Source organism: uncultured Tateyamaria sp., assembly GCF_947497045.1.
Taxonomy (GTDB): domain Bacteria; phylum Pseudomonadota; class Alphaproteobacteria; order Rhodobacterales; family Rhodobacteraceae; genus Tateyamaria.
On record NZ_CANMEU010000006.1, the window covers coordinates 160,421 to 184,188 of the forward strand.

The 23,768-nt window shown below is 61.9% G+C and carries 25 protein-coding genes; 14 read left to right on the forward strand and 11 right to left on the reverse strand.

The features are described 5' to 3' along the window. Nucleotides 1–26: 26 nt before the first annotated feature. Both Q0859_RS13890 and trxB read right to left on the reverse strand, forming a co-directional pair. Entirely contained in the window at nucleotides 27–1,712 is a 1,686-nt protein-coding gene (locus Q0859_RS13890; protein ID WP_299152056.1) for an adenylate/guanylate cyclase domain-containing protein, read from the reverse strand. Between the two features lie 169 nt (nucleotides 1,713–1,881). Continuing rightward, nucleotides 1,882–2,877: a thioredoxin-disulfide reductase gene (trxB, locus tag Q0859_RS13895; RefSeq protein WP_299152059.1), complete on the reverse strand. Its 996-nt coding sequence runs from the start codon at nucleotides 2,875–2,877 to the stop codon at nucleotides 1,882–1,884. Nucleotides 2,878–3,067: 190 nt separating this feature from the next. Between trxB and Q0859_RS13900 the strand changes: the two genes are divergently transcribed. Next, nucleotides 3,068–3,568 carry an Lrp/AsnC family transcriptional regulator gene (locus tag Q0859_RS13900; RefSeq protein WP_299152060.1) on the forward strand — a complete coding sequence of 167 codons (501 nt, stop codon included), beginning with the start codon at nucleotides 3,068–3,070 and terminating at the stop codon, nucleotides 3,566–3,568. A 14-nt stretch (nucleotides 3,569–3,582) separates the two neighbouring features. On the opposite strand, the gene Q0859_RS13905 is transcribed toward Q0859_RS13900, so the two are convergent. The 5 genes from Q0859_RS13905 to lgt form a co-directional block, all read right to left on the reverse strand. Continuing rightward, nucleotides 3,583–4,323, reverse strand: a complete 741-nt coding sequence (locus tag Q0859_RS13905; protein WP_299152061.1) for a Hint domain-containing protein — start codon at nucleotides 4,321–4,323, stop codon at nucleotides 3,583–3,585. A gap of 225 nt (nucleotides 4,324–4,548) precedes the next feature. Continuing rightward, on the reverse strand, nucleotides 4,549–4,701 hold the full coding sequence (locus Q0859_RS13910; protein ID WP_299152063.1) for a hypothetical protein: 153 nt from the start codon (nucleotides 4,699–4,701) through the stop codon (nucleotides 4,549–4,551). 242 nt (nucleotides 4,702–4,943) lie between these two features. After that, on the reverse strand, nucleotides 4,944–5,699 hold the full coding sequence (gene pgeF / locus Q0859_RS13915; protein ID WP_299152064.1) for a peptidoglycan editing factor PgeF: 756 nt from the start codon (nucleotides 5,697–5,699) through the stop codon (nucleotides 4,944–4,946). After that, a complete protein-coding gene (locus Q0859_RS13920) occupies nucleotides 5,696–6,754 on the reverse strand; it encodes an SAM-dependent methyltransferase (protein ID WP_299152066.1) in 1,059 nt (352 codons plus the stop codon). The genes pgeF and Q0859_RS13920 overlap by 4 nt, the downstream gene beginning before the upstream one ends. After that, the gene (lgt, locus tag Q0859_RS13925) at nucleotides 6,751–7,647 is read right to left on the reverse strand and encodes a prolipoprotein diacylglyceryl transferase (protein WP_299152067.1); all 897 of its coding nucleotides are present in this window, start codon (nucleotides 7,645–7,647) and stop codon (nucleotides 6,751–6,753) included. Before lgt ends, Q0859_RS13920 begins: the two co-directional genes overlap by 4 nt. Before the next feature lie 96 nt (nucleotides 7,648–7,743). Here lgt and Q0859_RS13930 point away from each other — a divergent pair, with 96 nt between their 5' ends. The 5 genes from Q0859_RS13930 to Q0859_RS13950 all read left to right on the forward strand — a co-directional run bounded on the left by Q0859_RS13930 (nucleotide 7,744) and on the right by Q0859_RS13950 (nucleotide 10,959). Next, nucleotides 7,744–7,983 carry an accessory factor UbiK family protein gene (locus tag Q0859_RS13930; RefSeq protein ID WP_299152130.1) on the forward strand — a complete coding sequence of 80 codons (240 nt, stop codon included), beginning with the start codon at nucleotides 7,744–7,746 and terminating at the stop codon, nucleotides 7,981–7,983. A 344-nt stretch (nucleotides 7,984–8,327) separates the two neighbouring features. Continuing rightward, nucleotides 8,328–8,828: a YbjN domain-containing protein gene (locus Q0859_RS13935; protein ID WP_299152068.1), complete on the forward strand. Its 501-nt coding sequence runs from the start codon at nucleotides 8,328–8,330 to the stop codon at nucleotides 8,826–8,828. Between the two features lie 34 nt (nucleotides 8,829–8,862). Next, nucleotides 8,863–9,675, forward strand: coding sequence for a pyrroline-5-carboxylate reductase (gene proC, locus Q0859_RS13940; protein WP_299152069.1), 813 nt, complete (start codon nucleotides 8,863–8,865; stop codon nucleotides 9,673–9,675). Next, nucleotides 9,668–10,006, forward strand: a complete 339-nt coding sequence (locus Q0859_RS13945; RefSeq protein ID WP_299152071.1) for a tRNA-binding protein — start codon at nucleotides 9,668–9,670, stop codon at nucleotides 10,004–10,006. Before proC ends, Q0859_RS13945 begins: the two co-directional genes overlap by 8 nt. Next, entirely contained in the window at nucleotides 10,003–10,959 is a 957-nt protein-coding gene (locus Q0859_RS13950) for a D-glycerate dehydrogenase (protein WP_299152072.1), read from the forward strand. The genes Q0859_RS13945 and Q0859_RS13950 overlap by 4 nt, the downstream gene beginning before the upstream one ends. Before the next feature lie 7 nt (nucleotides 10,960–10,966). Here Q0859_RS13950 and Q0859_RS13955 read toward each other — a convergent pair whose 3' ends face one another. Further along, nucleotides 10,967–11,548, reverse strand: a complete 582-nt coding sequence (locus Q0859_RS13955; protein WP_299152073.1) for a thymidine kinase — start codon at nucleotides 11,546–11,548, stop codon at nucleotides 10,967–10,969. A gap of 425 nt (nucleotides 11,549–11,973) precedes the next feature. Between Q0859_RS13955 and Q0859_RS13960 the strand changes: the two genes are divergently transcribed. From Q0859_RS13960 to Q0859_RS13970, 3 genes are all read left to right on the forward strand, one after another. Continuing rightward, nucleotides 11,974–12,432, forward strand: coding sequence for a hypothetical protein (locus tag Q0859_RS13960; protein ID WP_299152075.1), 459 nt, complete (start codon nucleotides 11,974–11,976; stop codon nucleotides 12,430–12,432). A gap of 22 nt (nucleotides 12,433–12,454) precedes the next feature. Then, on the forward strand, nucleotides 12,455–13,156 hold the full coding sequence (gene arsH, locus Q0859_RS13965; protein WP_299152131.1) for an arsenical resistance protein ArsH: 702 nt from the start codon (nucleotides 12,455–12,457) through the stop codon (nucleotides 13,154–13,156). A gap of 156 nt (nucleotides 13,157–13,312) precedes the next feature. Continuing rightward, nucleotides 13,313–15,199 carry a patatin-like phospholipase family protein gene (locus Q0859_RS13970; RefSeq protein ID WP_299152077.1) on the forward strand — a complete coding sequence of 629 codons (1,887 nt, stop codon included), beginning with the start codon at nucleotides 13,313–13,315 and terminating at the stop codon, nucleotides 15,197–15,199. On the opposite strand, the gene Q0859_RS13975 is transcribed toward Q0859_RS13970, so the two are convergent. Together Q0859_RS13975 and Q0859_RS13980 are read right to left on the reverse strand one after the other, a co-directional pair. Beyond that, nucleotides 15,196–16,323: a beta-ketoacyl-ACP synthase III gene (locus tag Q0859_RS13975; RefSeq protein WP_299152078.1), complete on the reverse strand. Its 1,128-nt coding sequence runs from the start codon at nucleotides 16,321–16,323 to the stop codon at nucleotides 15,196–15,198. The genes Q0859_RS13970 and Q0859_RS13975 overlap by 4 nt on opposite strands. Nucleotides 16,324–16,407: 84 nt before the next feature. Next, nucleotides 16,408–16,947 carry a hypothetical protein gene (locus tag Q0859_RS13980; protein WP_299152079.1) on the reverse strand — a complete coding sequence of 180 codons (540 nt, stop codon included), beginning with the start codon at nucleotides 16,945–16,947 and terminating at the stop codon, nucleotides 16,408–16,410. 277 nt (nucleotides 16,948–17,224) lie between these two features. On the opposite strand from Q0859_RS13980, the gene Q0859_RS13985 reads away from it, so the two are divergent. From Q0859_RS13985 to Q0859_RS14005, 5 genes are all read left to right on the forward strand, one after another. Then, the gene (locus Q0859_RS13985) at nucleotides 17,225–18,259 is read left to right on the forward strand and encodes a pyridoxal-phosphate dependent enzyme (RefSeq protein ID WP_299152080.1); all 1,035 of its coding nucleotides are present in this window, start codon (nucleotides 17,225–17,227) and stop codon (nucleotides 18,257–18,259) included. Then, the gene (locus Q0859_RS13990) at nucleotides 18,256–19,404 is read left to right on the forward strand and encodes a Xaa-Pro peptidase family protein (protein WP_299152081.1); all 1,149 of its coding nucleotides are present in this window, start codon (nucleotides 18,256–18,258) and stop codon (nucleotides 19,402–19,404) included. The genes Q0859_RS13985 and Q0859_RS13990 overlap by 4 nt, the downstream gene beginning before the upstream one ends. 1 nt (nucleotide 19,405) lies before the next feature. Next, entirely contained in the window at nucleotides 19,406–20,128 is a 723-nt protein-coding gene (locus tag Q0859_RS13995) for an Asp/Glu racemase (protein WP_299152083.1), read from the forward strand. Between the two features lie 102 nt (nucleotides 20,129–20,230). Continuing rightward, entirely contained in the window at nucleotides 20,231–21,463 is a 1,233-nt protein-coding gene (gene otnK / locus Q0859_RS14000) for a 3-oxo-tetronate kinase (RefSeq protein ID WP_299152085.1), read from the forward strand. After that, on the forward strand, nucleotides 21,460–22,110 hold the full coding sequence (locus Q0859_RS14005) for an aldolase (RefSeq protein ID WP_299152086.1): 651 nt from the start codon (nucleotides 21,460–21,462) through the stop codon (nucleotides 22,108–22,110). The genes otnK and Q0859_RS14005 overlap by 4 nt, the downstream gene beginning before the upstream one ends. On the opposite strand, the gene Q0859_RS14010 is transcribed toward Q0859_RS14005, so the two are convergent. Further along, a complete protein-coding gene (locus tag Q0859_RS14010; RefSeq protein ID WP_299152087.1) occupies nucleotides 22,107–23,702 on the reverse strand; it encodes a choline dehydrogenase in 1,596 nt (531 codons plus the stop codon). The genes Q0859_RS14005 and Q0859_RS14010 overlap by 4 nt on opposite strands. Between the last annotated feature and the right edge of the window lie 66 nt (nucleotides 23,703–23,768).

Here is a 23,768-nt window from a genome sequence, read left to right on the forward strand (position 1 = left end):
GCCGTGCCTTTCATGTTGCGCATCCCTCAGGCTGGCGCGCGTGATTTGAGGATTTCACCCAAGCGGGTGACATCGGCGATGGGCAGTGCCTTGAGCGCGCTGTCCCGCCCGCGCAAGGACAGATCAATCAGTGCGTCATGGGCCGCATCCTTGCCCGACGCCCGAAGCACGTCGATCGAAATCAGCGCCTGCACCCCAAGCGCCTTGGTCTGCCCCTCAAGTCGCGAAGCCGTGTTCACGGTGTCGCCGATCAGAGTGCGGGGAGCTTGCCCTGCGGCTCCGATCTCTCCCAGCACGACATTGCCCAGATGCACGCCCATGCCGATGGCCACAGGTGCGCTGCCTTCGGAGGTCAGGGTGGCATTAAAGTGATCCAGCGCGCCCCCGATCCCCTGCACCGCATCCAGGGCGGCCCGTGCCGAACTGCCCCCATCCTGCGTTTCGAACACGGCCATCAGCCCATCGCCCATGTATTTGTCGACGGTGCCCCCGCTTGCCACGATGGGCGGCACGATTTCATCAAAAAACCGGTTGAGCAGGAAGACCACGTCATAGGGCAATTGCCCGTCGGTGCGTGCCGTAAACCCGCGCATATCAAGGAACAGCACCGCCAGTTGCGCCTCTTTCCCCTGACTGGCGTGGGCGCGGCCGCGCTTGCCGTCGCTTGCAAAGACCCGGAACACGGTCAGGGGGGTGTTTGGGCTGACCTGACAGGCGAGCCGCGCATTTGGGGGCGCGCCCACGGCCTTGAGGCTGCGTGCTTCGGCGGCAGAGGGGGGCGGCAGGTCGCTCAGCCCCTCTTCGACGATGACACGGCAGGTGGTGCACCGCCCGCGCCCTCCGCATAGGGCGGTATGCGCCACGCCGCTGGTGCGCGATGTTTCGAGCAGGGTCTGATTACGCGGAGCGCGCACGGTTGGCCCATCAACATAGGTGATCCGCACCGGTTTGCGGATTGCGGCCAGTGTTCTTCGGGTGACAAAGATCAGGGCGGTGAGGCCAAGGATCGCCCAGATCACTTGTGTCCCGATCCGGTCCGCGGCGGCCAGTTGCGCAAATCCCGCCGCATCGGGCCATTGCCAGGCGTCATATGCCACGTCCCGCGCCCGCGGGTCGCGGAGCAGCCCGTCGATGACCCGTGCGAAGTTCACGTATCCCATCAGGGCCAGCGTCGGGATCAGCACCGCGAGGGCGATCATCCAAGGCATGACGGATGACCACCACCGCGTCAGACGCAGCCACATATGCACCCCTATGCACCCATGTGCCCAGGTGACCGTCAGCAAAATCGCCTGAAGCCAGCCATTGCTGGTGCCCCATATCAGTGTGGTCACATAGCCAAACATCGGAGTGACATCGAGCATCCCCACAGCGCCACGCGTATAGACAACGTGGCTGATCAGCAGCAGCGGTATCGCGAGGCCAAAGGCAATCTGGATGGCGTCTGTGACAGGCATCCGCAAGGTGCGGGCCAGCGCAACGCGCGACAGGGCCAGCACCATGTGAATGCCCAGTGCCAGCACTGTGATGGCGGTGCCGGGAACAGATCGGATGATGCTCAGCCGCACGGCCTGCACCGCATCAAATGCTGTCGGCGAAATCAGCACTGCCGCGAGATTGAGCAGATGTGCGGTCACATAGACTATCAGGACAAGGCCGGAGATGATGCGCAGACGTACGGCCCAACTGCCGCGCCACAAGGCCTGTGTCATGTCTGTCCTCATGTGTTGGTCGGCTCAGAGTGGCCTGTGCGTGCGCGTGGGTCAATGCTGGGGTGATGTAAGTGACCTTGGTGGGGCTTCCGCTTGGCGCGGCAGGCGCAAAAGGTGTCCAGCACGTGGGCGAGGCGTAAGGCGGACGTGTCGTCCGCCTGTCTGATCGCTACTCGGCGACTGCGCCATATCCCAGAGGCAGGCTTGTGTCTTTGTCCTCGTCCAGATCGTTTTCCGCCAGAAAGCGTTCGGCCTCAAGCGCGGCCATGCAGCCCATACCGGCGGAGGTGACCGCCTGGCGGTATTTGTGGTCTGTGAGGTCGCCTGCCGCAAACACACCGGGGATCGAGGTTTCGGTACTGTCGGGCTTGGTGACGACATAGCCGCCCATATGCGTCTCAAGCACGTCCTTGACCAACTCATTCGCGGGGGCGTGCCCGATGGCCACAAAGACGCCCTTGGCCGGGATATCCGTGATCTCACCGGTTTTTGTGTGCTTGACCTTGACCCCTTCGACGCCGAGGGGCGCATCGGTGCCATAGACCTCGTCGAGTTGGTGGAACCACAGTGGTTCGATCTTGGGGTTCTTCATCAGGCGGTCGATCAGGATCTTTTCGGCGCGCAGTTCGTCCCGGCGATGAATCAGGGTCACCTTGGAGGCGAAATTGGTCAGGAACAGCGCCTCTTCGACGGCGGTGTTGCCGCCCCCGATCACAACAATCTCCTGGCCCCGGTAAAAAAAGCCGTCGCAGGTCGCACAGGCCGAAACGCCAAAGCCCTTGAACTTTTCTTCGGTGGGCAGGCCCAGCCATTTGGCGCGCGCGCCCGTCGCCAGGATGATCGCGTCGGCCACATAAACCGTGCCGCTGTCGGATTGCGCCACAAAGGGCCGCTTGGAAAAATCAACCGACGATATGATGTCGCCGATGATCTCGCAGCCCATCGCCTTGGCGTGATCCTGCATCCGCACCATCAGATCGGGGCCTTGCACCTCGGTATCGCCCGGCCAGTTTTCAACCTCGGTCGTGGTGGTCAATTGCCCACCCGGTTCGATCCCCTGCACAAGGATGGGGTTCAGCATTGCCCGGCTGGCATAGACCCCCGCCGTATAACCCGCAGGGCCAGAGCCGATGATCAGAACCTTGGTGCGTTTGGTATCAGCCATGAGGGGCCCCTTGATATGGTGTGCAGCCTGTCCGATATAGCCCCGCGCGAGGCGGGTTTGAACCCTGATGTTACAGCTATGACTTGTGGTCATTAATTGGAGGCTGATTTCACAAAGTTGCGCGTATGCGAAACATTATTGCGTGCCGCCGTGGTGCTGCTATAAGAACCGAAAAAACAAGGAGCCCAATGTGGCAAGCACGCGCCTGGACCCGATTGACCGCAAGATTCTGGCTGAGCTGCAGGCCGATGGTCGCATGACCAATGTGGAATTGGCCAAAAGGGTTGGCATTTCAGCCCCGCCCTGTCTGCGCCGGGTGCGCACGCTGGAGGAAAACGGCTATATTCGCGGCTATCACGGCGATGTGGACGCGCACGAGTTGGGCTTTGAGGTTCAGGTGTTTGCCAATGTGGGCCTCGCCAGTCAGGCCGAAGCGGACCTGAGCGCCTTCGAGGATCGCTGCCGCGCGTGGCCTTTGGTGCGCGAGTGCCACATGCTGAACGGCGAGGTCGATTTCATCCTGAAATGCGTGGCCCCTGACCTGTCCAGCTTTCAAAGCTTTCTGACGGGCGAGTTGCTGACGACCCCGAATGTGGAATCGGTCAAGACGTCGCTGGTGATCCGGCAGGCCAAGGATGCCCCGGGCGTGCCGTTTGATGTGCTGGAGGAGCGGTTGGCCAAGCTGGCCTGACCTTGCCGCGATGCCTAGTCTTCGGTCTCGGGCGCGCGGGGATGCGCCAGGGGGCCGAAATCCGTCATGTGCGCGATGTGTGCAAACATCGACAAAAACAGATTGCGTTGCGCATGGGTGACCTGACGCGCGGCGCTCATGCCGGGGTGAAAGGTCTCGATCGCGATCCCGCCCACATCAATTGCGGCGTGGCGTGACAGACAGATGTGAAACAGCCGGATCGGGGTGGGGGGCACGACTTCGATCACATTGACGCCGTCCACGAAGGCGCTGACCGGGGTCAACATCGGTGCACCGCCCGTCGTGCCGCGCAGATGGGCGGGCGTTTGCAGGATACGTGCCCCCGGACCCACTGTCACAAACGAGGCGGGCCGTGATTGCCCAAAACTGTCGGCCATGATCCGGATCAACGGCACCCGCCGCCCCGCATCGGCGGGGACGAAACTTGACGAGCCGATCCAGACCACCTGCGCGGCCTCACCCGAGGTCGTGTTCAGCCAGTCGCCCGGCTGAAGGTCTTCGATTGCGATCCCGCCATCGGGACTGGACAGCACGACACCGCGTGCAAGGGCCGAAAAGGCCGACTCAAACAGGGGCAGTGCGGGCGCTTTGAACGTCGCAATCGAGCGGGTGCCATCGGCGCGCAACGCCGCCACCTCGAACAGGCGCACAGGGGGCGTGTCGGGCCGGTTGGAATGGCTGAAAAATCTATCGGTATCTGTGCGGGGGACCCGCAGGGCAGCAGTCTGTGTCATGTGTAACCTCATCTTATCGGTCACATCTGTGTCGGCCCCCACCGACGACGACAGATGGAATATGTCCATGTGCCTAAGCAATGCGCGATAATTCTTGTATTTAGATTAAACTGTCAAAAAATGAGGGACGTTAACCACAAAAGACGCACCAATGGCACGTCTTTTAGCGGAATTGTTCAGGCGGGGCTAGGCCCACTCGCCATATTTTGATTCGGTTATGTCGGCTCAGGCCGATTTGCGCAGTTGGGTGGGGGCGATGGTTTCGCCCTTACGCTTGGCGATAAAGGCCGCTCGGCGGGCCCCACGTGCCCAAGGCATCTGGGTTGTGTTGGCTTCGGCGGATTTGATCACCGATTTGATGAAGCGTGCGTTTGTCATGTGTCTGCCCTCGGCGTGTTTTGCGATGTGTGGGTCTGTTGCCCGTCTGAGGATCAAGATGGCGGGGCAATCGGGCAGGTTTTTGACGATTTGTCGAAAAATGCAGCTATTCTTTCACATGGTATCGCGCAAATGGGGCAATGCGGAGGGCCTTGTTTTCAACGGGAATGGCCGTGTGATTGGCCACGTCTTGGAAACAATGGGGCCGGGGTTGGGCAAACCCTGCCTCGTTTGTGCCTCACTTACAGAGTGATCGCCGAGATGAGCCGCCCGTAATCCGGATCTTTGGCATGCACCGCCCGGCGGTAGGAATAGAATCGGTCCGGGTCGTAATAGGTGCAGTGCCGCGTCCATTCCGCCGATGCGATCCCGGCGGCGCGCAATCGGGCCAGCCCGTAACCGGGCAGATCAAAGTGCATCCGGTCTCCGTCGCCGCCCGCGAAAAAACGGGTGTTGTCCGGGTCTTCGTCCAGAAAGGTGTCAAAGAATTCGGGCCCGACCTCATAGGCGCGATGACTGATCGAGGGGCCAATGACTGCATGGATCTGGTCGCGTTTGGCCCCCAGTGCGATCATGCCATCAATCGTGGCCTCAAGCACACCGCTTTGCGCGCCTTTCCAGCCCGCATGCGCGGCCCCTATGACCTGCGCGTCGTGGTCCGCAAACAGCACCGGCTGGCAATCCGCCGTCAGGATCGACAATGCGATGCCGGGGGTGGCCGTCACCAGGGCGTCGGCCTTTGGTTTGTCGCTTTGAGGGCCCGTGACATGAACCGCATCAGCCGAGTGTATCTGGTGCACGCCCGTGAGGTGGCCGGGTGCGACCCCCATGGCGCTGGCCACACGGGCACGGTTGATGGCGACGATTTCGGTTTGATCCGAGCTGCCGGTGCCGCAGTTCAAACCCGAGAATATGCCGGAAGAGGCCCCCCCCTTGCGGGTGAAAAAGCCGTGGCGCAGGGGCGCAAGGCTGTCAGCAGTCAGAATTTCCAAGGTCATGTGGTCAGTCCCGGTGGCGGGGCGGCGTGGCTTGGGAACAGTCCCAATACTTTGAACAGGTTTCCCATTTCGCCCGCGTGCGTCAACCGCCGATGCGCGGCAATGTGATGCTCAAGCGCTATATCACGCAAGTGTTGGGCCAGTGTTTCGGCCCTTTGGGTGATCCCGAGCCGTTCGAGAAATACACCTTGGGGCGTGACCATGGTGTGGGCGGCCGGGGCGGCGGCCCGTACCAGCGCCTCGAAATCGACGTGGGCGGTGAGATCTGCATTGCCCGGATCGGCCAGCGGGTCAGTTGGCGCATGCCCGCGCACGGCCTGCAACGTATCGCCTTGGCTGCACCAATCGCCGTAGTCCACGATCAGCGCGCAACCGCGTTCGGCGATCTGCGGTGCGATGTGCCGGATGAGCGCGGTGGCAGGCGCGCACAGCTCGACCAGATCGCCGTCGGTCGTATCCTCAAGCCTGTGCTCAAGTGCGGTTTGCGGCCCCAGAGGGGAAAGTCCGAAGGTCAGATGCCCGTCCTCCAGCCCCACGCATCGTTCCCGCCAGCCGTTTCCTTCGCGCACGAATTGGCGGATCGGCAGTGCATCAAAAAACTCGTTTGCGACCAGCCAGAGTGGTCCGGGGGGGATGTCTTCGACGCCGTTGACCCATGTGGGTGCGTGGTCCTTGAGCATCTCCGCCTGCGTCTTGCGCAACGCTGGGGATGCCTCAACAAGAACGACCTGCGCGCTGGCGAGAAAGCCCGGCACTGTGGCCGTGGCGCGCAGGATATCGGCCATCAGCGTTCCGCGCCCGGGGCCGAGTTCGGCCAGCACAAAGTCGGAAGGTGCCCCCTGATCCAACCAGCTTTGGGCCAGACACAGGCCGATCAGCTCGCCAAACATCTGGCTGATTTCGGGGGCGGTGGTGAAATCCCCTTGCGTGCCGAACGGGTCGCGGGTGGTGTAATAGCCATGCGTGGGGTGCAGCAGGGCAGTGGTCATATACTCGGCAATGGTGATCGGCCCTTGGGCCGCGATCCGCTTGATCAGCACATCCCGAAGGGTCATGTGACGACAGGTTTGCCGCGCCGTGCCCGCACGATCAGAAAGGCCCCCAGCACAATCATCGGCAGGGACAGCAATTGGCCCATGGTCAGTCCGTAGCCGCCGACATGGGCCGCCAGCCCGAGCGGGTTGCCCTCCGTCACGAATTGTGCATCGGGCTGGCGCATGAACTCGACGGCAAAGCGCGACAGCCCATAGCCCGCAAAGAAGGTGCCACAGGTGAGACCGGGCCGTTTGAACGCGCCCCGCCGCCAGACCATCCACAGCAGTACAATCAACAACAGCGCCCCTTCGAGCGTGGCTTCGTAAAGTTGCGACGGATGGCGCGCGCAAGCCCCTGCGATGTCGGGACAATATTGCGCAGCGCGTCCCGGAAAGACGACGCCCCATGGCAGTTCGGTGGGTCGCCCCCAGAGCTCTGCGTTGATGAAATTGGCGAACCGGCCCAGCAGAATGCCCGGTGGCACGCCAACCACGATGGCATCTGCCGCCGTCAGTTTGTTGATCCTGTGTCGGGTCGTATAAACCCATGCGGCGACGACAACGCCGATCAGGCCGCCGTGAAAGGCCATGCCCCCTTCCCAGATGGCCAGAATCGCCAGCGGGTCGCCGAGATAGGCACCGGGTTGGTAGAACAGCACATAGCCAAGCCGTCCCCCGAGGATCACCCCAAGGATGATCCATGTCAGCATGTCTTCGATCTGGGCAGGCGTCATAACGGGCGTGTCATCTGGCCAGAGCCGGGGTGTTTTGACCGTCATCACCACAAGCCGCCAGCCGATGATGATCCCCACGATATAGGCCAGCGCGTACCAGCGCAGCGCAAACTCCATCCCCCACAGCGAGATCGAGAAGATGTCGGGTGAAATATCGGGGAAGGGGATCATGGCATTCATCTGCGTCTGAATGCCTCTGCTTCAGGGCGAGGTCAACCTTGCCTCGCCCCGCCTTGCCCCCCATATATATCACGAGTTTGAAAGGGAGCCTTAATGATGCAGGCACGTGGCAAGATTTTCGACGATATTTCGCAGTTGATGACCAATGCGATGGGTGTCGCCCAAGGCGCACGCGACGAGGCCGAGACGGCGATGAAATCGATGATGGATCGCTGGCTGGCGGATCGTGATTTTGTCACCCGCGAAGAGTTCGACGCGGTGCGTGCCATGGCTCAGAAGGCCCGCGAAGAGAACGAGGCCCTCAAGGCCCGGCTGGATGCGCTTGAGGTCAAGTGATCCAAAGGCGGCGCTGCCGCGCCATTTTATACATTCCTAGCTGCATGTGATCGCCCGGGGGTTCCTCGGGTGGTTTTTCGTTTGTGCTGTCGGACCCTCTGGGGGAGGTATTTTTGGCGAAAGGAAGATAAGCGGTGTGCAATGCCCATATATTTTGGGCGTATTGCCGGGTTGTCCCCAACTTATTGGGTTTATCCCCAAATAAAGGGTTGCCAGATGTCCTGCCCGCCGTCACCATATCTTGTAGAGGTGCGGGGGATCGCCCCGATATCTCTGAGCAGGCACCTAGCGCTTGGGGCGCTGCCAGCCCCTTTCGCTAAAAAGCGAACAAAAGAGGTGGCGATATGGCACTTTCCGAGCAGTTCCTGGAAGACGACATTCATCCAATCGATATTGTCGAACATCTGGCCGAGCACCATGAGTGGGATTTTGACCGCATTGCGGATGATCAGATTGCCATGGCCGTCGAGGGGCAATGGCGCACCTATTCCCTGACCCTGGCCTGGTCGGGCTATGACGAGACGTTGCGCATGGTCTGCACCTTCGAGATGGAACCACCTGCTGAGAAGCTGGGCGCGCTTTATGAGCTTTTGAATCTCGTCAATGATCAATGCTGGGCCGGTGCCTTCACCTATTGGGAAGAGCAGAAACTGATGGTCTATCGTTATGGTCTGGTGTTGAGCGGGGGCCAGATGGCCAGTCCGGATCAGATTGACACCATGATCGGGGCCGCAGTAACGAGTGCGGAGCGGTACTATCCTGCTCTGCAGTTGCTGGTCTGGGGTGATCGCACGCCCAAGGATGCCATTCAGGTCGCCATTGCAGAGGCCTATGGCCGGGCGTAACCTGACCCTCTGACAGGTTTGAGGGGATGTTTTTATGAATGACGGTCGGATTGCCGCCTGCGGCTTGGTGTTGCTGGGCTGTGGCAAGATGGGGTCTGCCATGTTGGCGGGCTGGTTGGCGCGGGGCCTGCCTGCCACATCCGTTTGGGTGATGGATCCGGCCCCGTCTGACTGGCTGCGCGGCAGCGGCGTGCATGTGAATGCGCCCTTGCCTGACGCACCCGCTGTCGTCCTGATTGCGGTCAAGCCACAGATGATGGGAGATGCTTTGCTGGAACTTGTGGGCTTTGGCGGCTCGGATACGGTGTTCGTTTCTGTGGCCGCAGGCACGCCGCTGTCTGCGTTTGAGGCTGTATTCGGTGCGGACACCCCGATCGTGCGCGCCATGCCCAACACGCCAGCGGCTGTGGGCCAAGGGATCACCGCGATCTGTGCGAATGCGGCGGGACAGGGGGCCTTGGATGAGGCGGAAACGCTGTTGTCGGCGGTCGGTGCGGTCGTCCGCCTTGAAGACGAGGCACAAATGGACGCGGTCACGGGGGTTAGCGGGTCCGGTCCGGCCTATGTCTTTCATATGATTGAAACCCTCGCGGCGGGCGGCGTTGCCCAAGGGTTACCGCCGGAGCTGGCCATGACCTTGGCCAAGGCGACGGTTGCGGGGGCAGGTGCCTTGGCGGCCGCAGCAAAGGAAGACCCGGGTCAGTTGCGCATCAATGTGACGAGCCCAAATGGCACGACCCAAGCCGCGCTTGAGGTCTTGATGGATGAACAAAACGGTTTTCCCGCCTTGCTGCCCCGAGCGGTGGCGGCGGCGGCGGCCCGGTCCAGGGAGTTGGCCAGTGGATGAGATCGGCTTTGACGACTTTTTGAAGGTCGATGTGCGCGTCGGCCGGGTTGTACGTGCCGAACCCTACCCTGAGGCGCGCGTGCCTGCTATCAAGATGTGGGTCGATTTCGGACCTGAACTGGGAGAGAAGAAGACCTCGGCCCAGGTCACCGTTCACTACACGCCCGAGGATCTGGTTGGACGGCAGGTGATGGCGGTGGTCAACTTTCCGCCCCGTCAGATCGGCAAGTTCATGTCGGAGGTTCTGGTTCTTGGCGTTCCGGATGCGGATGGGGCAGTCGTTTTGGCGACGCCTGATGTGGATGTGCCCCTTGGGGGGCGGCTCCATTGAGCCGGGTCTGGATCACGCGGCCCTTGCCGGACACGGTTGTGGCGGCGGCGCGGGCCCTCGATGCAGAAATTGTGGTCCGCCGCGAGACATTGCCTTTGACGGCGGAGGAATTGCGTGCTGCGTTGCGGGACTTTGACGTGGTGCTGCCGACCCTGGGCGATCAGTTTTCTGCGCAGGTGTTTGCAGATGTCCCCGTGCCGCGCTGCACGTTGCTCGCGAATTTCGGGGTGGGGTACAATCATATCGATTTGGCTGCGGCGGCTGTGGCGGGTGTGCAGGTGACCAACACGCCCGGTGCGGTCACGGATGCCACAGCGGATATCGGGGTCATGCTGATGCTGATGTCGGCGCGCCGTGCGGGTGAAGGGGAGCGGATGGTGCGCAGCGATGCGTGGCCGGGCTGGCATCCGACGCAGATGCTGGGGCTGCATATGTCGGGCAAAACAGTTGGCATCGTGGGCATGGGCCGCATCGGGCAGGCCATCGCGCAGCGCTGCCATTTCGGCTTTGGGATGGCGGTGCGGTATTTCAATCGCTCGCCCAAGGAGTTGCCGTTTGCCGCAACACGGGTCGAGGATTTGAACGCGCTGGCCGCGAGTGTCGACTTTCTGGTCGCCGCTGTGCCGGGTGGGGGTGCCACACGCCATATCATTAACGCTGAAGTGCTGAGGGCGATGCAGTCCTATGCGCATTTGATCAATATTTCGCGCGGCGATGTGGTGGAGGAGGCGGCCTTGATCGCCGCTCTTGAGGCGGGTCAGATCGGTGGTGCGGGTCTGGATGTGTACGAACACGAACCTGCGGTGCCGGATGCGTTGCGGGCGTTGGACAATGTGACGCTGCTGCCGCATCTGGGCACGGCGGCGCTGGAGGTGCGCACTGATATGGGGCTGATGGCGGTGGATAATGTGGCCGCGTTCCTGGCCGGTCAAACGCTGCCGAACCCGGTCTGAACGGTCCCTAGGCGTCGGCCATCGCAGCACGCCAGTGGCGGCGACACAGCGACACATAGGTTTCGTTGCCCCCCACCTGTACTTGCGCCCCGTCCGCCATGGCGCGCCCTTCGGCGTCTTGCCGGATCACCATGGTGGCGCGTTTGCCGCAATGGCAGATCGTGCGGACCTCTCGCATTTCATCGGCCAGCGCGAGCAACGTGGCCGAGCCGGGAAACAGCTTGCCCTGAAAATCGACGCGCAGCCCATAGCACATCACCGGCACGCCCAGATCATCGACCACGCGGGCCAGATCCCACACCTGCTGTTCGGACATGAACTGGGATTCGTCCACAAAGATGCAGGCCACAGGCCCTTGGACCAGTCGGGCCTCAATCTTGGCAAAGAGATTTTCGGAAGTTGTGAACGTATCTGCGACCGCCTTGATCCCGATGCGGGACTCGATCTGGCCAGCCCCGGCGCGGTCGGCGAAATGGGCGGTCAGCAGATACGGCTCCATCCCCCGTTCGCGGTAGTTGTGGGAAGCCTGAAGCAGGACAGCGGACTTGCCTGCGTTCATCGTGGAATAGTGGAAATAGAGCTTGGCCATGGCGGGCTGAATAGTCGGGGCAGGCCCCTCGGACAAGGGGGCGGGCGGGTCCCGGGGGCGCACGCGATTGTTTTTATGCGCATCAAACCCCCGGACCGTTTTGGCACTGGGTGACATTGGGCAGACGTCGGGCTGCTTGCGCGCCCGCTCAGGGGATGGTGCCTGCCCCGTTACTTGTTACCTCAGACGGGCCTACCCCACTGACGACCAGCATGGCTGGCCCGCCGCCCCCAAACAGCAGAAGTGGTCGGCAGACCCCACCCGGTCCCGATGCTGGGGGCACCGGGTACTCGTTACGTCCCGAAAACCGAAGGGACGATTAACAAATGACATTTCGTCTCGGCCCTATTAATGGGAAAAGAGCACTCCGGTTCCCCCAACGTCTGGGTTGAATCAGGGTGTGCAGCGTAAACAGGGGCAGGTAAATGGCCGGTATGGGCAGCTATTTGAAAAAGCATACAGAGGCGCTGGTGAAGGATGTGGGCATCGAACCCGCCTGCGAACTGACCGGCAAATCCAAGGCCACGTTGGGCCGGTACTATTCGGACAACCCCGAACATGCGGACCGGTTCATGCCGATTGATGCGGTTGTGGCACTCGAAAAGGCGGCGAAGTATCCGCATGTCACCGCCGCGCTGGCCGAAATGCAGGGCATATCGCTCAGCTATGATGACCGTCGCCCCAATGCGGAACGAAAGGGGGGCGTGAACAGTGATGTGATCGCGCTCAGCCAGCGGTTTGCGATGCTGATGAGCGAATACCAGCAGTCCATCGAGGACGGCGTGATCACCGTGAACGAGGCCAAGCGCCTGCTCAAGGAGACGACAGGCCTGCAACAGGTGCTGATCGACATGAAGTTGCATCTGGAAGAAGAAAGTGGCTGACACGCCCGGCGCAGAAGACGACCTGCCGGCCTTGGTGAAGGCGGCGTTGCCTGCGATTGATATTGATGCGTTGCGCGACCCCAATGATCCCGGCCATCCGCCCCGCATCCTTCTGTTGTACGGATCACTGCGCGAAGCCAGTTATTCGCGCCGGGCCGCCGAAGAGGCCGCGCGCATTCTGCGCCATTTGGGCTGTGAGACGCGGCTGTTTGATCCCACTGGCCTGCCCTTGGTCGATGACACCAGCGCCGAACATCCAAAAGTGGTGGAATTGCGAGAACTGGCCGTGTGGGCTGAGGGCATGGTCTGGTCCAGCCCCGAACGCCACGGCGCGATGACCGGCCTGATGAAGATGCAGGTGGACTGGCTGCCCTTGTCCCTGAAGGGCGGTATTCGCCCGACCCAGGGCAAGACACTGGCCGTTATGCAGGTGTCGGGCGGGTCGCAAAGTTTCAATGCGGTCAATCAGATGCGCATTCTGGGGCGTTGGATGCGCATGGTCACCATTCCCAATCAGTCGAGCATCGCCAAGGCGTGGCTTGAGTTCGAGGGTGATCGCCTGCCTGCGGGGCCGTTTTATGCGCGTGTGGTGGACGTCATGGAGGAGTTGGTGAAGTTCACGTGGATGGTACGCGGGCGCGCGGCCTATCTGGTGGATCGTTATTCCGAACGTCGAGAAAGTGTCGAGGATGTGCACACGCGCGTCTCCGGGAAAGACATCTAGGCGCAGGTGCGCGGTGCCTTTCATGCGTGCGAGACATCAATCGGCACCCGTCTGCCGTTCCACCCTTCGCTCGTTTCGGCGGTCCGGGCCGCATGATGCTTGCCTGCGCGGGCGTGCGCGGTGCAGTCTGCGCGTCATATTGGGGAGCCTCGTGCCGTGAAAGACAGTATCCGCCGCGCCGAATTGATCGAGCTGTTGCAGGGCATTGAAGGGTTTAGTGCGCTGGAGCCGGACGTGATCGAGCAGATGGCGGACATTGCGGAGTACCGCGATGTCGAACATGGCGCATTGCTGATTGTCGAGGGGGACCCGGCGGATACGTTATACATCGTTCTCAAGGGGCGCTTTACGGTGTTGGCAGGCCCTCGGGCCATTGCGGAAATTCGCATGGGCGAACCGATTGGCGAGTTGGCCTTTTTCGCCGGGGGGACCCGTACCGCCAGCGTTGTGGCCGCGCGCAACAGCACTGTGATGGAGTTGAGCCGCGCGGCCTATGACGCACTTGCCGCGCGCACACCTGCGCTTGCCAATGGGATTTTGGCGGCAGTGTCGCAGCGTCTGGCGCGCACCATCCCTGCCAGTCCCGGTCTGCGTCCCGCAGCGGGACAGGTCTGTGCGGTGTTTCCTGGGGCGGGGCAACCGATGGATGCGGCCCTTGTGGCCGGATTGCGCGCGGCATTTGAGGGGGATCCGGTCTGGACGATCCTTGATGCGACCTCCTGCGATCCAGAGGCGCGCGGCACCGCGCAGTCCATGGCCAAGTGGCTGAATGCCCAAGAGGCGCGCTTGGGTCATCTGGTTCTGCTGTGCCCTGACCCTGAGACTGATCCGATATGGGCCGATGTGGCGGCAAACAATTGCGACACGGTGATGATCGCGCTGGCCAAGGCGGGCGGGTGTCAGCCTGCCCACGCGCCATCGCCGCTGGAAGAACGAATTTATCAGGCGACGTTGCCAGCCCACCTGCATCTGATCCTGCACCGGGCGCGCAGAGATGCGCCGACAACGCAGACTGTGGACTGGCTCAGGGATCGCCCCGTTGGCTTGCACCACCATCTTGCCCTTGACACGCCCGAGGATTTTGAGCGGATCGCGCGGTTCATTCGCGGCCATGCTCTGGGCCTTGTGCTGTGCGGTGGTGGCTCCTTTGGTACGGCGCATCTGGGCGCGATCAAGTCGTTGCAGGATCATGGCTACCGCTTTGACTTTGTCGGGGGCACCAGCGTCGGATCAGCCATGGCAGGCGCGTTGGCATTGGGGCGGTCACCGGATGCGATCATGGAGCAATGCGAGGATATCTTTATCCGCTCTAAGGCGATGTCGCGCCTCGCGGTGCCGCGCTATGCGCTGCTGGATCACCACCGCCTCGATGCCGCGTTCAAAAAGCATTATGGTGGCTATGATGTCGAAGATTTGCCAATCAACTTTTTCGCGGTGGCAGGCAGTCTGACCCATAATGATGTCAGCGTGATCCGCACCGGTCCCTTGTGGCAGGCCATCCGCGCCTCAACCGCGATTCCGGGTATTTTCCCACCCTTCGTGCGCGCTGACGGCGAGGTGCTGATTGATGGAGGACTGATCGACAATGTGCCCATGACGGCGATGCGTGATCTGAAACCGGGCGCGAATGTGGTGCTGAATTTTCTGCCGGGCAAGCCGTGGCTGGTGGCCGCGCGTTATGAGGACCTGCCTACGCGGATGCATGCCCTTGCCGGGTTACTCAGCAAGCCCAAAAAGGGTGTGCCATCCTATCCAACCGCTTTCGCAGTGCTGGCCCGCGCGATGGTCGTGAATGCGCGCAAACTGATGCGGCAGGTGGATGTGGAAAACGACGTGGTGCTGAATATCCCCGTGCTCAAGGGCATGAACTTTATGAACTGGCGTCGCGGGCGCGAACTGTTCGAGGCGACCTATGCGTCTATGGAGGCCGCGCTTGAGCGGAACCCGATGCCGCGCAGTGGGCCCGCCCCGCATATGGCGCGCCTGCGCCGGGTGGCCGATGTTGTCAGCACCATCACCGATGAACGCCTGAGCGAGCGTTAGCCGTGCCGCTCAACGATGACCGAGCCCACCGAATACCCGGCCCCGAACGAGCAGATGATGCCCAGATCGCCCGCGTTCAGATCGTCGGAATATTTCGAAAAGGCGATGATCGACCCGGCTGAGGACGTATTGGCATAGTCCTGTAGGATGTTGGGTTGTTCACCGGGGGCCGGGGTGCGCCCAAGGACCTTCTTGCCGATAAAGTCGTTCATGGATTTGTTGGCCTGATGCAGCCACAGCCGTTTGAGGTGATCGGCGGAAATGCCCGTATCCTCCATGTGCTCGGCGATGTGGGTGCTGACCAGGGGCAACACTTCCTTGAACACCTTGCGCCCGTTTTGCATGAATTGCATGTCGCGCCTGTCGGCAAGCCCATCCGGGCGCGAGCGGCGCAAGTATCCGTTATTGTTGCGGATATTGTTCGAAAAAGCGGTGGCGCAGCGTGTGGATCTGATCTTGAAATAGGGGCCTTTGGCGTCCTCTTCCCGCTCGATCAGCATGGCTGTGGCCACATCGCCAAAGATGAAGTGGCAATCCCGGTCGCGCCATTCCAGATGGGCCGAACAGATCTCGGGATTCACCACCAGTGCGGACTTGATCGAGCCCGCGCGGACCATGTCCGCCGCCGCCTGTATCCCGAAGGTGGCGGATGAACAGGCCACATTCATGTCAAAGGCAAAGCCGTTGACGCCAAGCAGGTCCTGTATCTCGATGGCGACAGCCGGATAGGCGCGTTCGAGGTTGGAGGCCGCGCAGATCACCGCCCCCACATCGCCCGCGGTCTTGCCCGCAGCCTTGAGTGCCTTTTGCGCTGCATCCAAGGCCATTTCAGCCATGATCGAAGGTTCGTCATCGTCGCGTTGACGCAGCAACGGGTGCATGATGTCTGGGTCCAGAACACCGGATTTGTCCATCACATAGCGTTGCTCGATCCCCGAGGCCTTGAGGATGAACTCCTCTGAGGAATGCGCCTTGGCCTCGACCGTGCCAGCGGCAATGGCATCCGCGTTTTCGGCATTGAACCGATCGGCATAGGCGTTGAAGGCCACGACCAGCTCGGCGTTTGAGATGGATTGCTCGGGCGTGAATACGCCAGTGCCGGTGATGACGGGAGTATAGGTCAAGGCGCGCCCCTTTTGCGGGTTGTCGGGTTGTGGGGAACGTACAGGGGGGCGTGTGAGGGGGCAAGAGGGGGAGGTGCCATGCTGTTACGGATCAGGTTCCAGCACCCATGTCCCGCTGCGCCGTGTCAGTGCGTGTCTGGCTTCGACAAACCGTTTGCCGTGTTGCGCCAGCCCTTGATTGATGGCCGCAATGATCGAACGCGGATTATTATCCAGAAAGGTCGTGTTGATTTGGTAGCGGCCCGTGTTGGTCGATAAGCCGAGCTTGCGATACCCGTACCACACCCCGCCATCGTCAATCTTGACGATCTCTGCCCAGGGCAAGGTTACCGGGTCCTGAACTGAACGGCTCAGCACAAACCAATGCGTTTTGTCGGGCACCAACCAGACGCCGTCATCCAAGACCTGCAAGCGCGGTTGCATCGAGGGGGGGCGAGCAACGGCCAACAGTCCCAGGCCGCCAAAGACAATCCCTGCCAAAAACAGGATAGTCGCTTGTGCGTATCCGATGATCGTCCCCATCCATAAAGCCAGAACCAGGATCAGTACGGCCAGCGACAGAAAGGCCCCACCGATGATCAAATGCAGCAGGCGGCTTTCGCGGATGTGCAGGTCTTGTGTCATATGGGGTCCGGGTGTTGCGCGGCACATACCGTGTCTGATCCTTGAAGGTTAGCATCAAGGCGGGGCACCGAAAAGGCGTTGATCCGTCTGTGAGGGATTGCATCAACATGGCTTGTGCGTCACGTGCGCCTTGCGCATGGTGGGCCCGTTTGATGCTGTGAAAGGTCCGCCCCGTGACATCCATTGTTCGCCATGCCGCTCACGATCTGTGGATCACATCGCGTGACGTGGCGGATGCCGATCAGGCCCCGGATCCTATCTGCCGAAGGCTGACCTGATGAACATTCTGCAAAACCCCCATCTGGGGACGGGCCTGACCCATCCTGCGTTGGCCGATGTGCCCTTTCCAAGCACTGATGCGCAGGCCCCCAAAACGCTGCTTGCGCGCTGCCCTGCTGCGGGCGTGACCCCTTTGCGCAGCGTACCCAGCCTTGCCGATGCGCTTGGTGTGGCCGAGGTGTGGGTCAAGGACGAGCGGGATCGTATGGGCCTTGGCAGCTTCAAGGCTCTGGGTGCGGCCTATGTGATCGCTTGCGATGCTGAAAACGGGGTCGCGCGCGGGACCACCTATGTCACCGCCAGTGCGGGCAACCACGGGCTGTCCGTCGCTGCGGGCGCGGCGGCATTCGGGGCGCGCTCGGTGATCTATCTGGCATACACCGTGCCCGAAGCCTTTGCGGAACGCCTGCGCGCAACCGGGGCGGAGGTTGTGCGGGCCGGGGACGACTACGAGGCGAGCATGGAAGCCGCGATGCAGGCGGCCGATGACATGGGTGCGGTGCTGCTGTCGGACAGTTCCTGGGCTGGCTATATGGCCCGCCCGCATCGGCTGATGGAGGGCTACCTTGCGCTCATGGCCGAGGTCTTTGACCGTGTGAGCGCGCCCACGCATCTGTTTTTGCAGGCCGGTGTGGGGGGATTGGCGGGGGCGGCTGCGGCCATTGCGCGCCAGCACTGGGGGGCGGGCCCGCGCATCATCGTGGTCGAGCCTGAAGTTGCGCCCGCGCTGATCGCCTCCATCAGGGCCGCAGGGCCGGTGCAAACGCAAGGCCCCGTGTCTGCGATGGGGCGGCTTGATTGCAAGGTGCCTTCTTTGATTGCGCTCAAGGGTTTGGCACGCGACGCCAATGATTTCATCACAATCACCGAGGCCGAGGGGCAGGCGGGTGCGGACTTGGCGCATGGTCACGATCTAAGCTCCACCCCATCCGGCGCGGCTGGTCTGGCGGGGGCTTTGGCGGGGGGTGCTCAACTGGGGTTGAGTGCGCAATCGCGGGTGCTGTTCATTCTGTCCGAAGGCCCCGAGGCATGACAGGTTTTGCGCCACAGGAATTCGAAGCCCGCATGGCGCGCGCGCAGGGCCTCATGGCAAAGGCCGGGATCGAGGCGCTGTTACTCACGACCGAACCGGAGGTGCGCTATTTCACGGGCTTTCTGACGCGGTTCTGGGAAAGCCCGACCCGCCCCTGGTTTGTGATTGTCCCGGCGCAGGGTCAGCCGATTGCGGTCATCCCGTCCATCGGGGCACCGCTGATGAGGCAGACCTGGCTGAGTGACATTCGGACGTGGCGTAGCCCGGACTACGGCGATGACGGGGTGTCGCTGGTCGCCGAAACCCTCGCAGAAGTGGTTCCGAAAGGGGGGCGGATCGCGGTGCCAAGCGGGCCTGAAACCCACTTGCGCTTGCCGCTGGAAAGTTGGGCCGCGCTCCGGTCCAAGCTGCCGGGTCGCAAGTTTGGCGATGATGTGCAAATCGCCAAACAGATGCGTATGGTGAAATCAACTGCCGAGATTGCCAAGATCGAAGCGGCCTGTGCAATTGGGGATGCCGCCTTTGTCCGTGTGCCTGAAATCGCGCAGGCTGGCGCGCCCCTGGCCCAGATATTTCGCGCCTTCCAGATGCTGTGTCTTGAGGAAGGGGCGGACTGGGTGTCCTATCTGGCGGGCGGCGCGGGTCCGGGGGGGTATGGCGATATCATTGCGCCGGCCACCGATGCACCGCTGCGCCCGGGCGACGTGCTGATGCTGGACACAGGCGTCGTACGCGATGGGTATTTCTGCGATTTTGACCGGAACTGGTCGGTCGGGCCGCCAGCACCCGAAACCCGTGATGCTTATGCCCGCGTGCTTGAGGCCAGCGACGCCGCCTTTGAGGTGGCGCGCCCCGGCGCAACCGCTGCGGACCTGTTCCGTGTGATGGACAGCGTGTTGACGGGCGGTGCCGGTGGATCGGACGCCGGGCGCTACGGGCATGGATTGGGCATGCAGTTGACCGAGTGGCCCTCGTTGATCCCGCAGGATCAGACCGTACTTGAGGCGGGGATGGTTCTGACGCTTGAACCGGGGATCGAGATCGCGCCCGGCCGCACCTTGGTGCATGAGGAAAACATTGTGATCACTGAAAGCGGCGCGCGCTATCTGTCGACGCCTGCGCCGCGCGACATTCCGGTGATCTAGGATGGCCTTTCGCTATACCCGCGCCGCAGACCTAAGACCCAGGCTGGGACTGATCGCCCTTCAGGCGGATCGCACGCTTGAGGATGACATGCGCCGCCTTCTGCCCCGCGAGGTCAGTTTGCTGGTGTCGCGCGTGCCCTCGGGGCTGGACGTGACATCCGACGCCCTAGCCGCGATGGAGGGGCATCTGAGCACGTCCGCCGCACTGTTTCCCGATGGTCACGTCTTTGACGCCATTGGCTATGGGTGTACCTCAGGCACGGCGCAAATAGGGGCGGCGCAGGTCGCAGGCAAGGTGCGGGCCGGGGCGCAAGCCCATGCGGTGACCGAACCCGTGTCCGCCTTGATTGCCGCTTGCGCTGCCCTTGAGGTGCACCGGATTGCCATTCTGTCACCCTATGTGGCCTCGGTATCGGACCGCCTGCGTGCCGTGTTGCAGGATGCCGCGATTGCTGCGCCCGTTCTGGGCAGCTTTGATGAAGCCGAAGAGGCGGCGGTCAGCCAGATTGATGCGCCCTCGATCAATGCGGCGGCTGAAACCCTGATGTGCGGGGCAGAGGTGGAGGCATTATTCCTGTCGTGCACAAACCTGCGCACTCTGGACGTGATCGCACCGCTTGAATCCACGCTCGGCTGTCCAGTCTTGTCCAGCAATCTGGTGTTGGCGTGGGATATGCTGCGCCTTGCCGGACATGATGTGGGGATGCCACGCGATCTGCTGTGAAAGTCCCGAAATTATCGGGCCATATTGGCGCGCGCTTGCACTTGCATTGCGCGTCGTGGTTTCGTGTCGCCAATATGGCCGCAAAAGAGGTAAGCGCGCGCGATGAAACTGGGATGTATTGGTGATGATTTCACCGGCTCAAGCGATCTGGCCAACACGCTGGCCAAAGAGGGGATGCGCACGACCCAATATACGGGCGTGCCCGCCCATGATGCCGACCCATCGGTCGAGGCGGGGGTGGTTGCACTCAAATCCCGCTCCATCGCCCCACAAGAGGCGGTGCGCAAATCCCTGGAGGCGCTGGAATGGTTGCGCGCACAGGGCTGCACGCAGTTCTTTTTCAAGTATTGCTCGACCTTTGACAGCACGCCGCAAGGCAATATCGGCCCTGTCGCGGATGCGCTGGCCGAGGTGCTTGAGGCGCATCGGGTCATTGTGTGCCCTGCATTTCCCGGCACCGGGCGATCCGTCTATCAGGGCCATTTGTTTGTGAATGACGTCCTGCTGAGCGAAAGCGGGATGCAGAACCATCCGCTAACCCCGATGACGGACCCGGACCTGCGCCGTTGGCTGGGCCAGCAATCAAGTCATATCGTAGGGCATGTGGGGGCGGAGGCCGTGTTCCAGGGTGCCGGGGCGATTGCTGCCGCTTTGGCCGCGCAGCAGGCCGCAGGCCATCGTCATATCGTTGTGGATGCGATCCGCGATGCGGATTTGCGCGCCATTGGGGCCGCAGCCCGGGATTTGCGGTTGATCACGGGGGGATCGGGGGTCGCGCTTGGGTTGCCTGCCAACTTCGGATGCGTGGCGGGCGCAGTGCCATGGCAGGGGCAGGACGGGCGTGCGATTGCGCTATCGGGCTCGTGTTCGACCGCGACACGGGCACAGGTGGTACAGCATGCCCTCAGCCATCCAACACGCGAGATCATCGTAGCGGATGTCATTGAGGGACGACTGACGGTGCAGGATATGGCGGATTGGCTGTTGGAACAGACTGGCGTGCCGCTGGCCTACAGCTCGGCCGACCCCGAAGAGGTGCGGCGCGTACAGGATAGGTTCGGACGAGATCGCGCCGCCGCGGCCCTTGAGGGGTTCTTTGCCGAAGTGGCCCAATTGGCGCGGGCACGCGGGGCCACGCGGATCATCACGGCGGGTGGCGAAACCTCTGGTGCGGTGGTCGAGGGGTTGGGGCTGACCACGTTTGAGATTGGCCCCGAAATCGACCCTGGCGTGCCGGCGCTACGTGCCGGTTCTGATTTGGTCGTTGCGCTCAAATCCGGAAATTTCGGCGCGCCGGACTTCTTTGCGAAAGCGGATGGGGTGCTGGCCGGATGAGCAGTGAAAGCGCGCTGCGCGAACAGATATGCGTTCTGGCCAAGTCGCTGTTCGACCGGGGGTTGACCCATGGCTCGACCGGGAACATCTCGGCGCGGACCGAGGATGGGGGGCTGCTTGTATCACCCACGGGCACCAGTTTCGGGCGGCTTGACCCCGGACGGCTCAGTCGGTTTGACCTACATGGCCAGCACGTCGCGGGCGATGCGCCGACCAAGGAGATGCCGCTGCATTCAGCATTTTATGACACGCGCAGCACGGCGGGCGCGGTGGTGCATCTACACAGTTGCCATTCGGTTGCGTTGTCGATGCTGCCCGGCGCGGATACGGACAACTTCCTGCCGCCGCTCACGCCCTATGGGATTATGAAACTGGGCAAGGTGACCTTGCTGCCCTTCTTTCTGCCCGGCGATCCGGCCATGGGCGAGGCGGTGCGCAGCCTTGCCGGGAAACGCGCTGCGGTGATGCTGGCCAATCACGGCCCCGTTGTGGCGGGCATGGACGTCGAGGCTGCGTGCAATGCCATTGAAGAGCTTGAGGACACCGCGCGCCTCGCGCTGATCACGCGTGGACTGTCGCCCCAGGCGCTGAACGCGGATCAGATCGCAGCGGTGGTGCGCAAGTTCGATGTCGACTGGGACGGCTAGGCCGACGCGCGGATCAAGTCGGATGCCTTTTCCCCGATCATAATGGCGGGCGCGTTGGTGTTGCCGCTGACGATTTCGGGCATGATCGAACAATCCGCTACGCGCAAACCTGTAATCCCGTGCACCCGCAGGTCCGCATCGACGACGGCGCTTTTGTCCTGGCCCATCTTGCAGGTGCCTGTGGGGTGATAGATCGATGCCGTGTTGTTGCGCGCCCAATCAAGCGTGGCGTCATAATCATCCATCGGCAGGTCAGCGTGCGGGCGGAACTCCTCGGAAATCTTTGAGGTGAGCGGCGCGTGCCGCGCGATCCGGCGCGCTATATTGACGCCTTCCACGATGGTGCGGCAGTCGGTTTCGGTGCTGAGATAGTTCGGAATGATCTTGGGGTAGGCACGGCCATCTTTGCTTGCCAGCCGGATTTCACCTTTGGATTCAGGGCGCAACTGGCAGACCGACATGGTGAAGGCCGAAAATTTGTCCGCCCCCTTGCCGGGGTTCTCGGCCGATAGCGGTTGGACGTGGAACTGGATGTCGGGCGTTTCCAGATCATCGCGGGTCTTCATAAAGCCGGTCGCCAGGCTGGCCGCCATGGTCATCGGTCCCGCACGGAACATCAGGTACTTGAGACCGATCTTGGCCTGTCCGAACAGGCTGCCGACCTCATCGTTCAGGGTTGGTTCGTTGCATTTGTAGACCAGCCGCGCCTGCAAATGGTCCTGCATGTTCTTGCCCACGCCCGGCAGGTCGGCGACGACATCTATGCCGTGGCGCTTCAGTTGCGCGGCCTCACCCAGACCTGACAGCATCAGCAGTTGAGGCGAGTTGATGGCCCCGCCGGACAGGATAACCTCGGACCGGGATATGATCGTGTGCAGGTTCCCGGCCTTGTCGCGATAGGTGACGCCCGTGGCGCGCTTGTCGGTGATTTCGACCTTTTCGACCTGCGCATGGGTGATGATTTGCAAGTTCTTGCGGTCTTTTACCGGGTTCAGGAACGCAACAGCAGACGAACAGCGCCGCCCGTTGCGCGCCGTCAGTTGAAAGAACCCGACCCCTTCCTGTTCGGCCCCGTTGTAATCAGGATTGAACTTGTACCCCGCGGCCTGGGCCGCAGCGACCCAGGCATCCGTGATCGGGCGCTGGATACGCATGTTGGACACTGACAACCCGCCCTGATCACCGTGAAACTCATCTGCCCCGCGCTCGTTCTGCTCGGAGCGCTTGAACAGCGGCAACACATCATCCCACGCCCAACCGCGATTGCCCATCTGAGCCCACCGGTCATAATCCTGAGGTTGTCCACGGACATAGAGCAGACCATTCAGCGAGGAGGAGCCGCCCAATACCTTGCCGCGTGGCCACTCGATCGAACGCCCGTTCAGCCCCGGATCGGGTTCGGTTTTGTAACACCAATCCACGCTGGGGTTGTGGATGGTTTTAAAATATCCCACCGGAATGTGAATCCATGGGTTAAGGTCACGACCACCGGCTTCGAGGAGAATCACTTTTTTGGAGGGGTCCGCACTGAGGCGGTTGGCAATCACGCAACCTGCGGAACCTGCACCAACAATGATGTAATCGGCTTCCATGATTTCACCCTCTCTCGCAATTTATTCAAAAAAAGACTATGCAGATTGATCTCCCTGCGCTAGCAT

Coding starts and splice junctions, on each gene's coding strand:
- Q0859_RS13890 (WP_299152056.1), bottom strand. CDS start 1,712: ATGACACAGGCCTTGTGGCGCGGCAGTTGGGCCGTACGTCTGCGCATC.
- trxB (WP_299152059.1), bottom strand. CDS start 2,877: ATGGCTGATACCAAACGCACCAAGGTTCTGATCATCGGCTCTGGCCCT.
- Q0859_RS13905 (WP_299152061.1), bottom strand. CDS start 4,323: ATGACACAGACTGCTGCCCTGCGGGTCCCCCGCACAGATACCGATAGA.
- Q0859_RS13910 (WP_299152063.1), bottom strand. CDS start 4,701: ATGACAAACGCACGCTTCATCAAATCGGTGATCAAATCCGCCGAAGCC.
- pgeF (WP_299152064.1), bottom strand. CDS start 5,699: ATGACCTTGGAAATTCTGACTGCTGACAGCCTTGCGCCCCTGCGCCAC.
- Q0859_RS13920 (WP_299152066.1), bottom strand. CDS start 6,754: ATGACCCTTCGGGATGTGCTGATCAAGCGGATCGCGGCCCAAGGGCCG.
- lgt (WP_299152067.1), bottom strand. CDS start 7,647: ATGAATGCCATGATCCCCTTCCCCGATATTTCACCCGACATCTTCTCG.
- Q0859_RS13930 (WP_299152130.1), top strand. CDS start 7,744: ATGCAGGCACGTGGCAAGATTTTCGACGATATTTCGCAGTTGATGACC.
- Q0859_RS13935 (WP_299152068.1), top strand. CDS start 8,328: ATGGCACTTTCCGAGCAGTTCCTGGAAGACGACATTCATCCAATCGAT.
- proC (WP_299152069.1), top strand. CDS start 8,863: ATGAATGACGGTCGGATTGCCGCCTGCGGCTTGGTGTTGCTGGGCTGT.
- Q0859_RS13955 (WP_299152073.1), bottom strand. CDS start 11,548: ATGGCCAAGCTCTATTTCCACTATTCCACGATGAACGCAGGCAAGTCC.
- Q0859_RS13960 (WP_299152075.1), top strand. CDS start 11,974: ATGGCCGGTATGGGCAGCTATTTGAAAAAGCATACAGAGGCGCTGGTG.
- Q0859_RS13980 (WP_299152079.1), bottom strand. CDS start 16,947: ATGACACAAGACCTGCACATCCGCGAAAGCCGCCTGCTGCATTTGATC.
- Q0859_RS13985 (WP_299152080.1), top strand. CDS start 17,225: ATGAACATTCTGCAAAACCCCCATCTGGGGACGGGCCTGACCCATCCT.
- Q0859_RS13990 (WP_299152081.1), top strand. CDS start 18,256: ATGACAGGTTTTGCGCCACAGGAATTCGAAGCCCGCATGGCGCGCGCG.
- Q0859_RS13995 (WP_299152083.1), top strand. CDS start 19,406: ATGGCCTTTCGCTATACCCGCGCCGCAGACCTAAGACCCAGGCTGGGA.
- otnK (WP_299152085.1), top strand. CDS start 20,231: ATGAAACTGGGATGTATTGGTGATGATTTCACCGGCTCAAGCGATCTG.
- Q0859_RS14005 (WP_299152086.1), top strand. CDS start 21,460: ATGAGCAGTGAAAGCGCGCTGCGCGAACAGATATGCGTTCTGGCCAAG.
- Q0859_RS14010 (WP_299152087.1), bottom strand. CDS start 23,702: ATGGAAGCCGATTACATCATTGTTGGTGCAGGTTCCGCAGGTTGCGTG.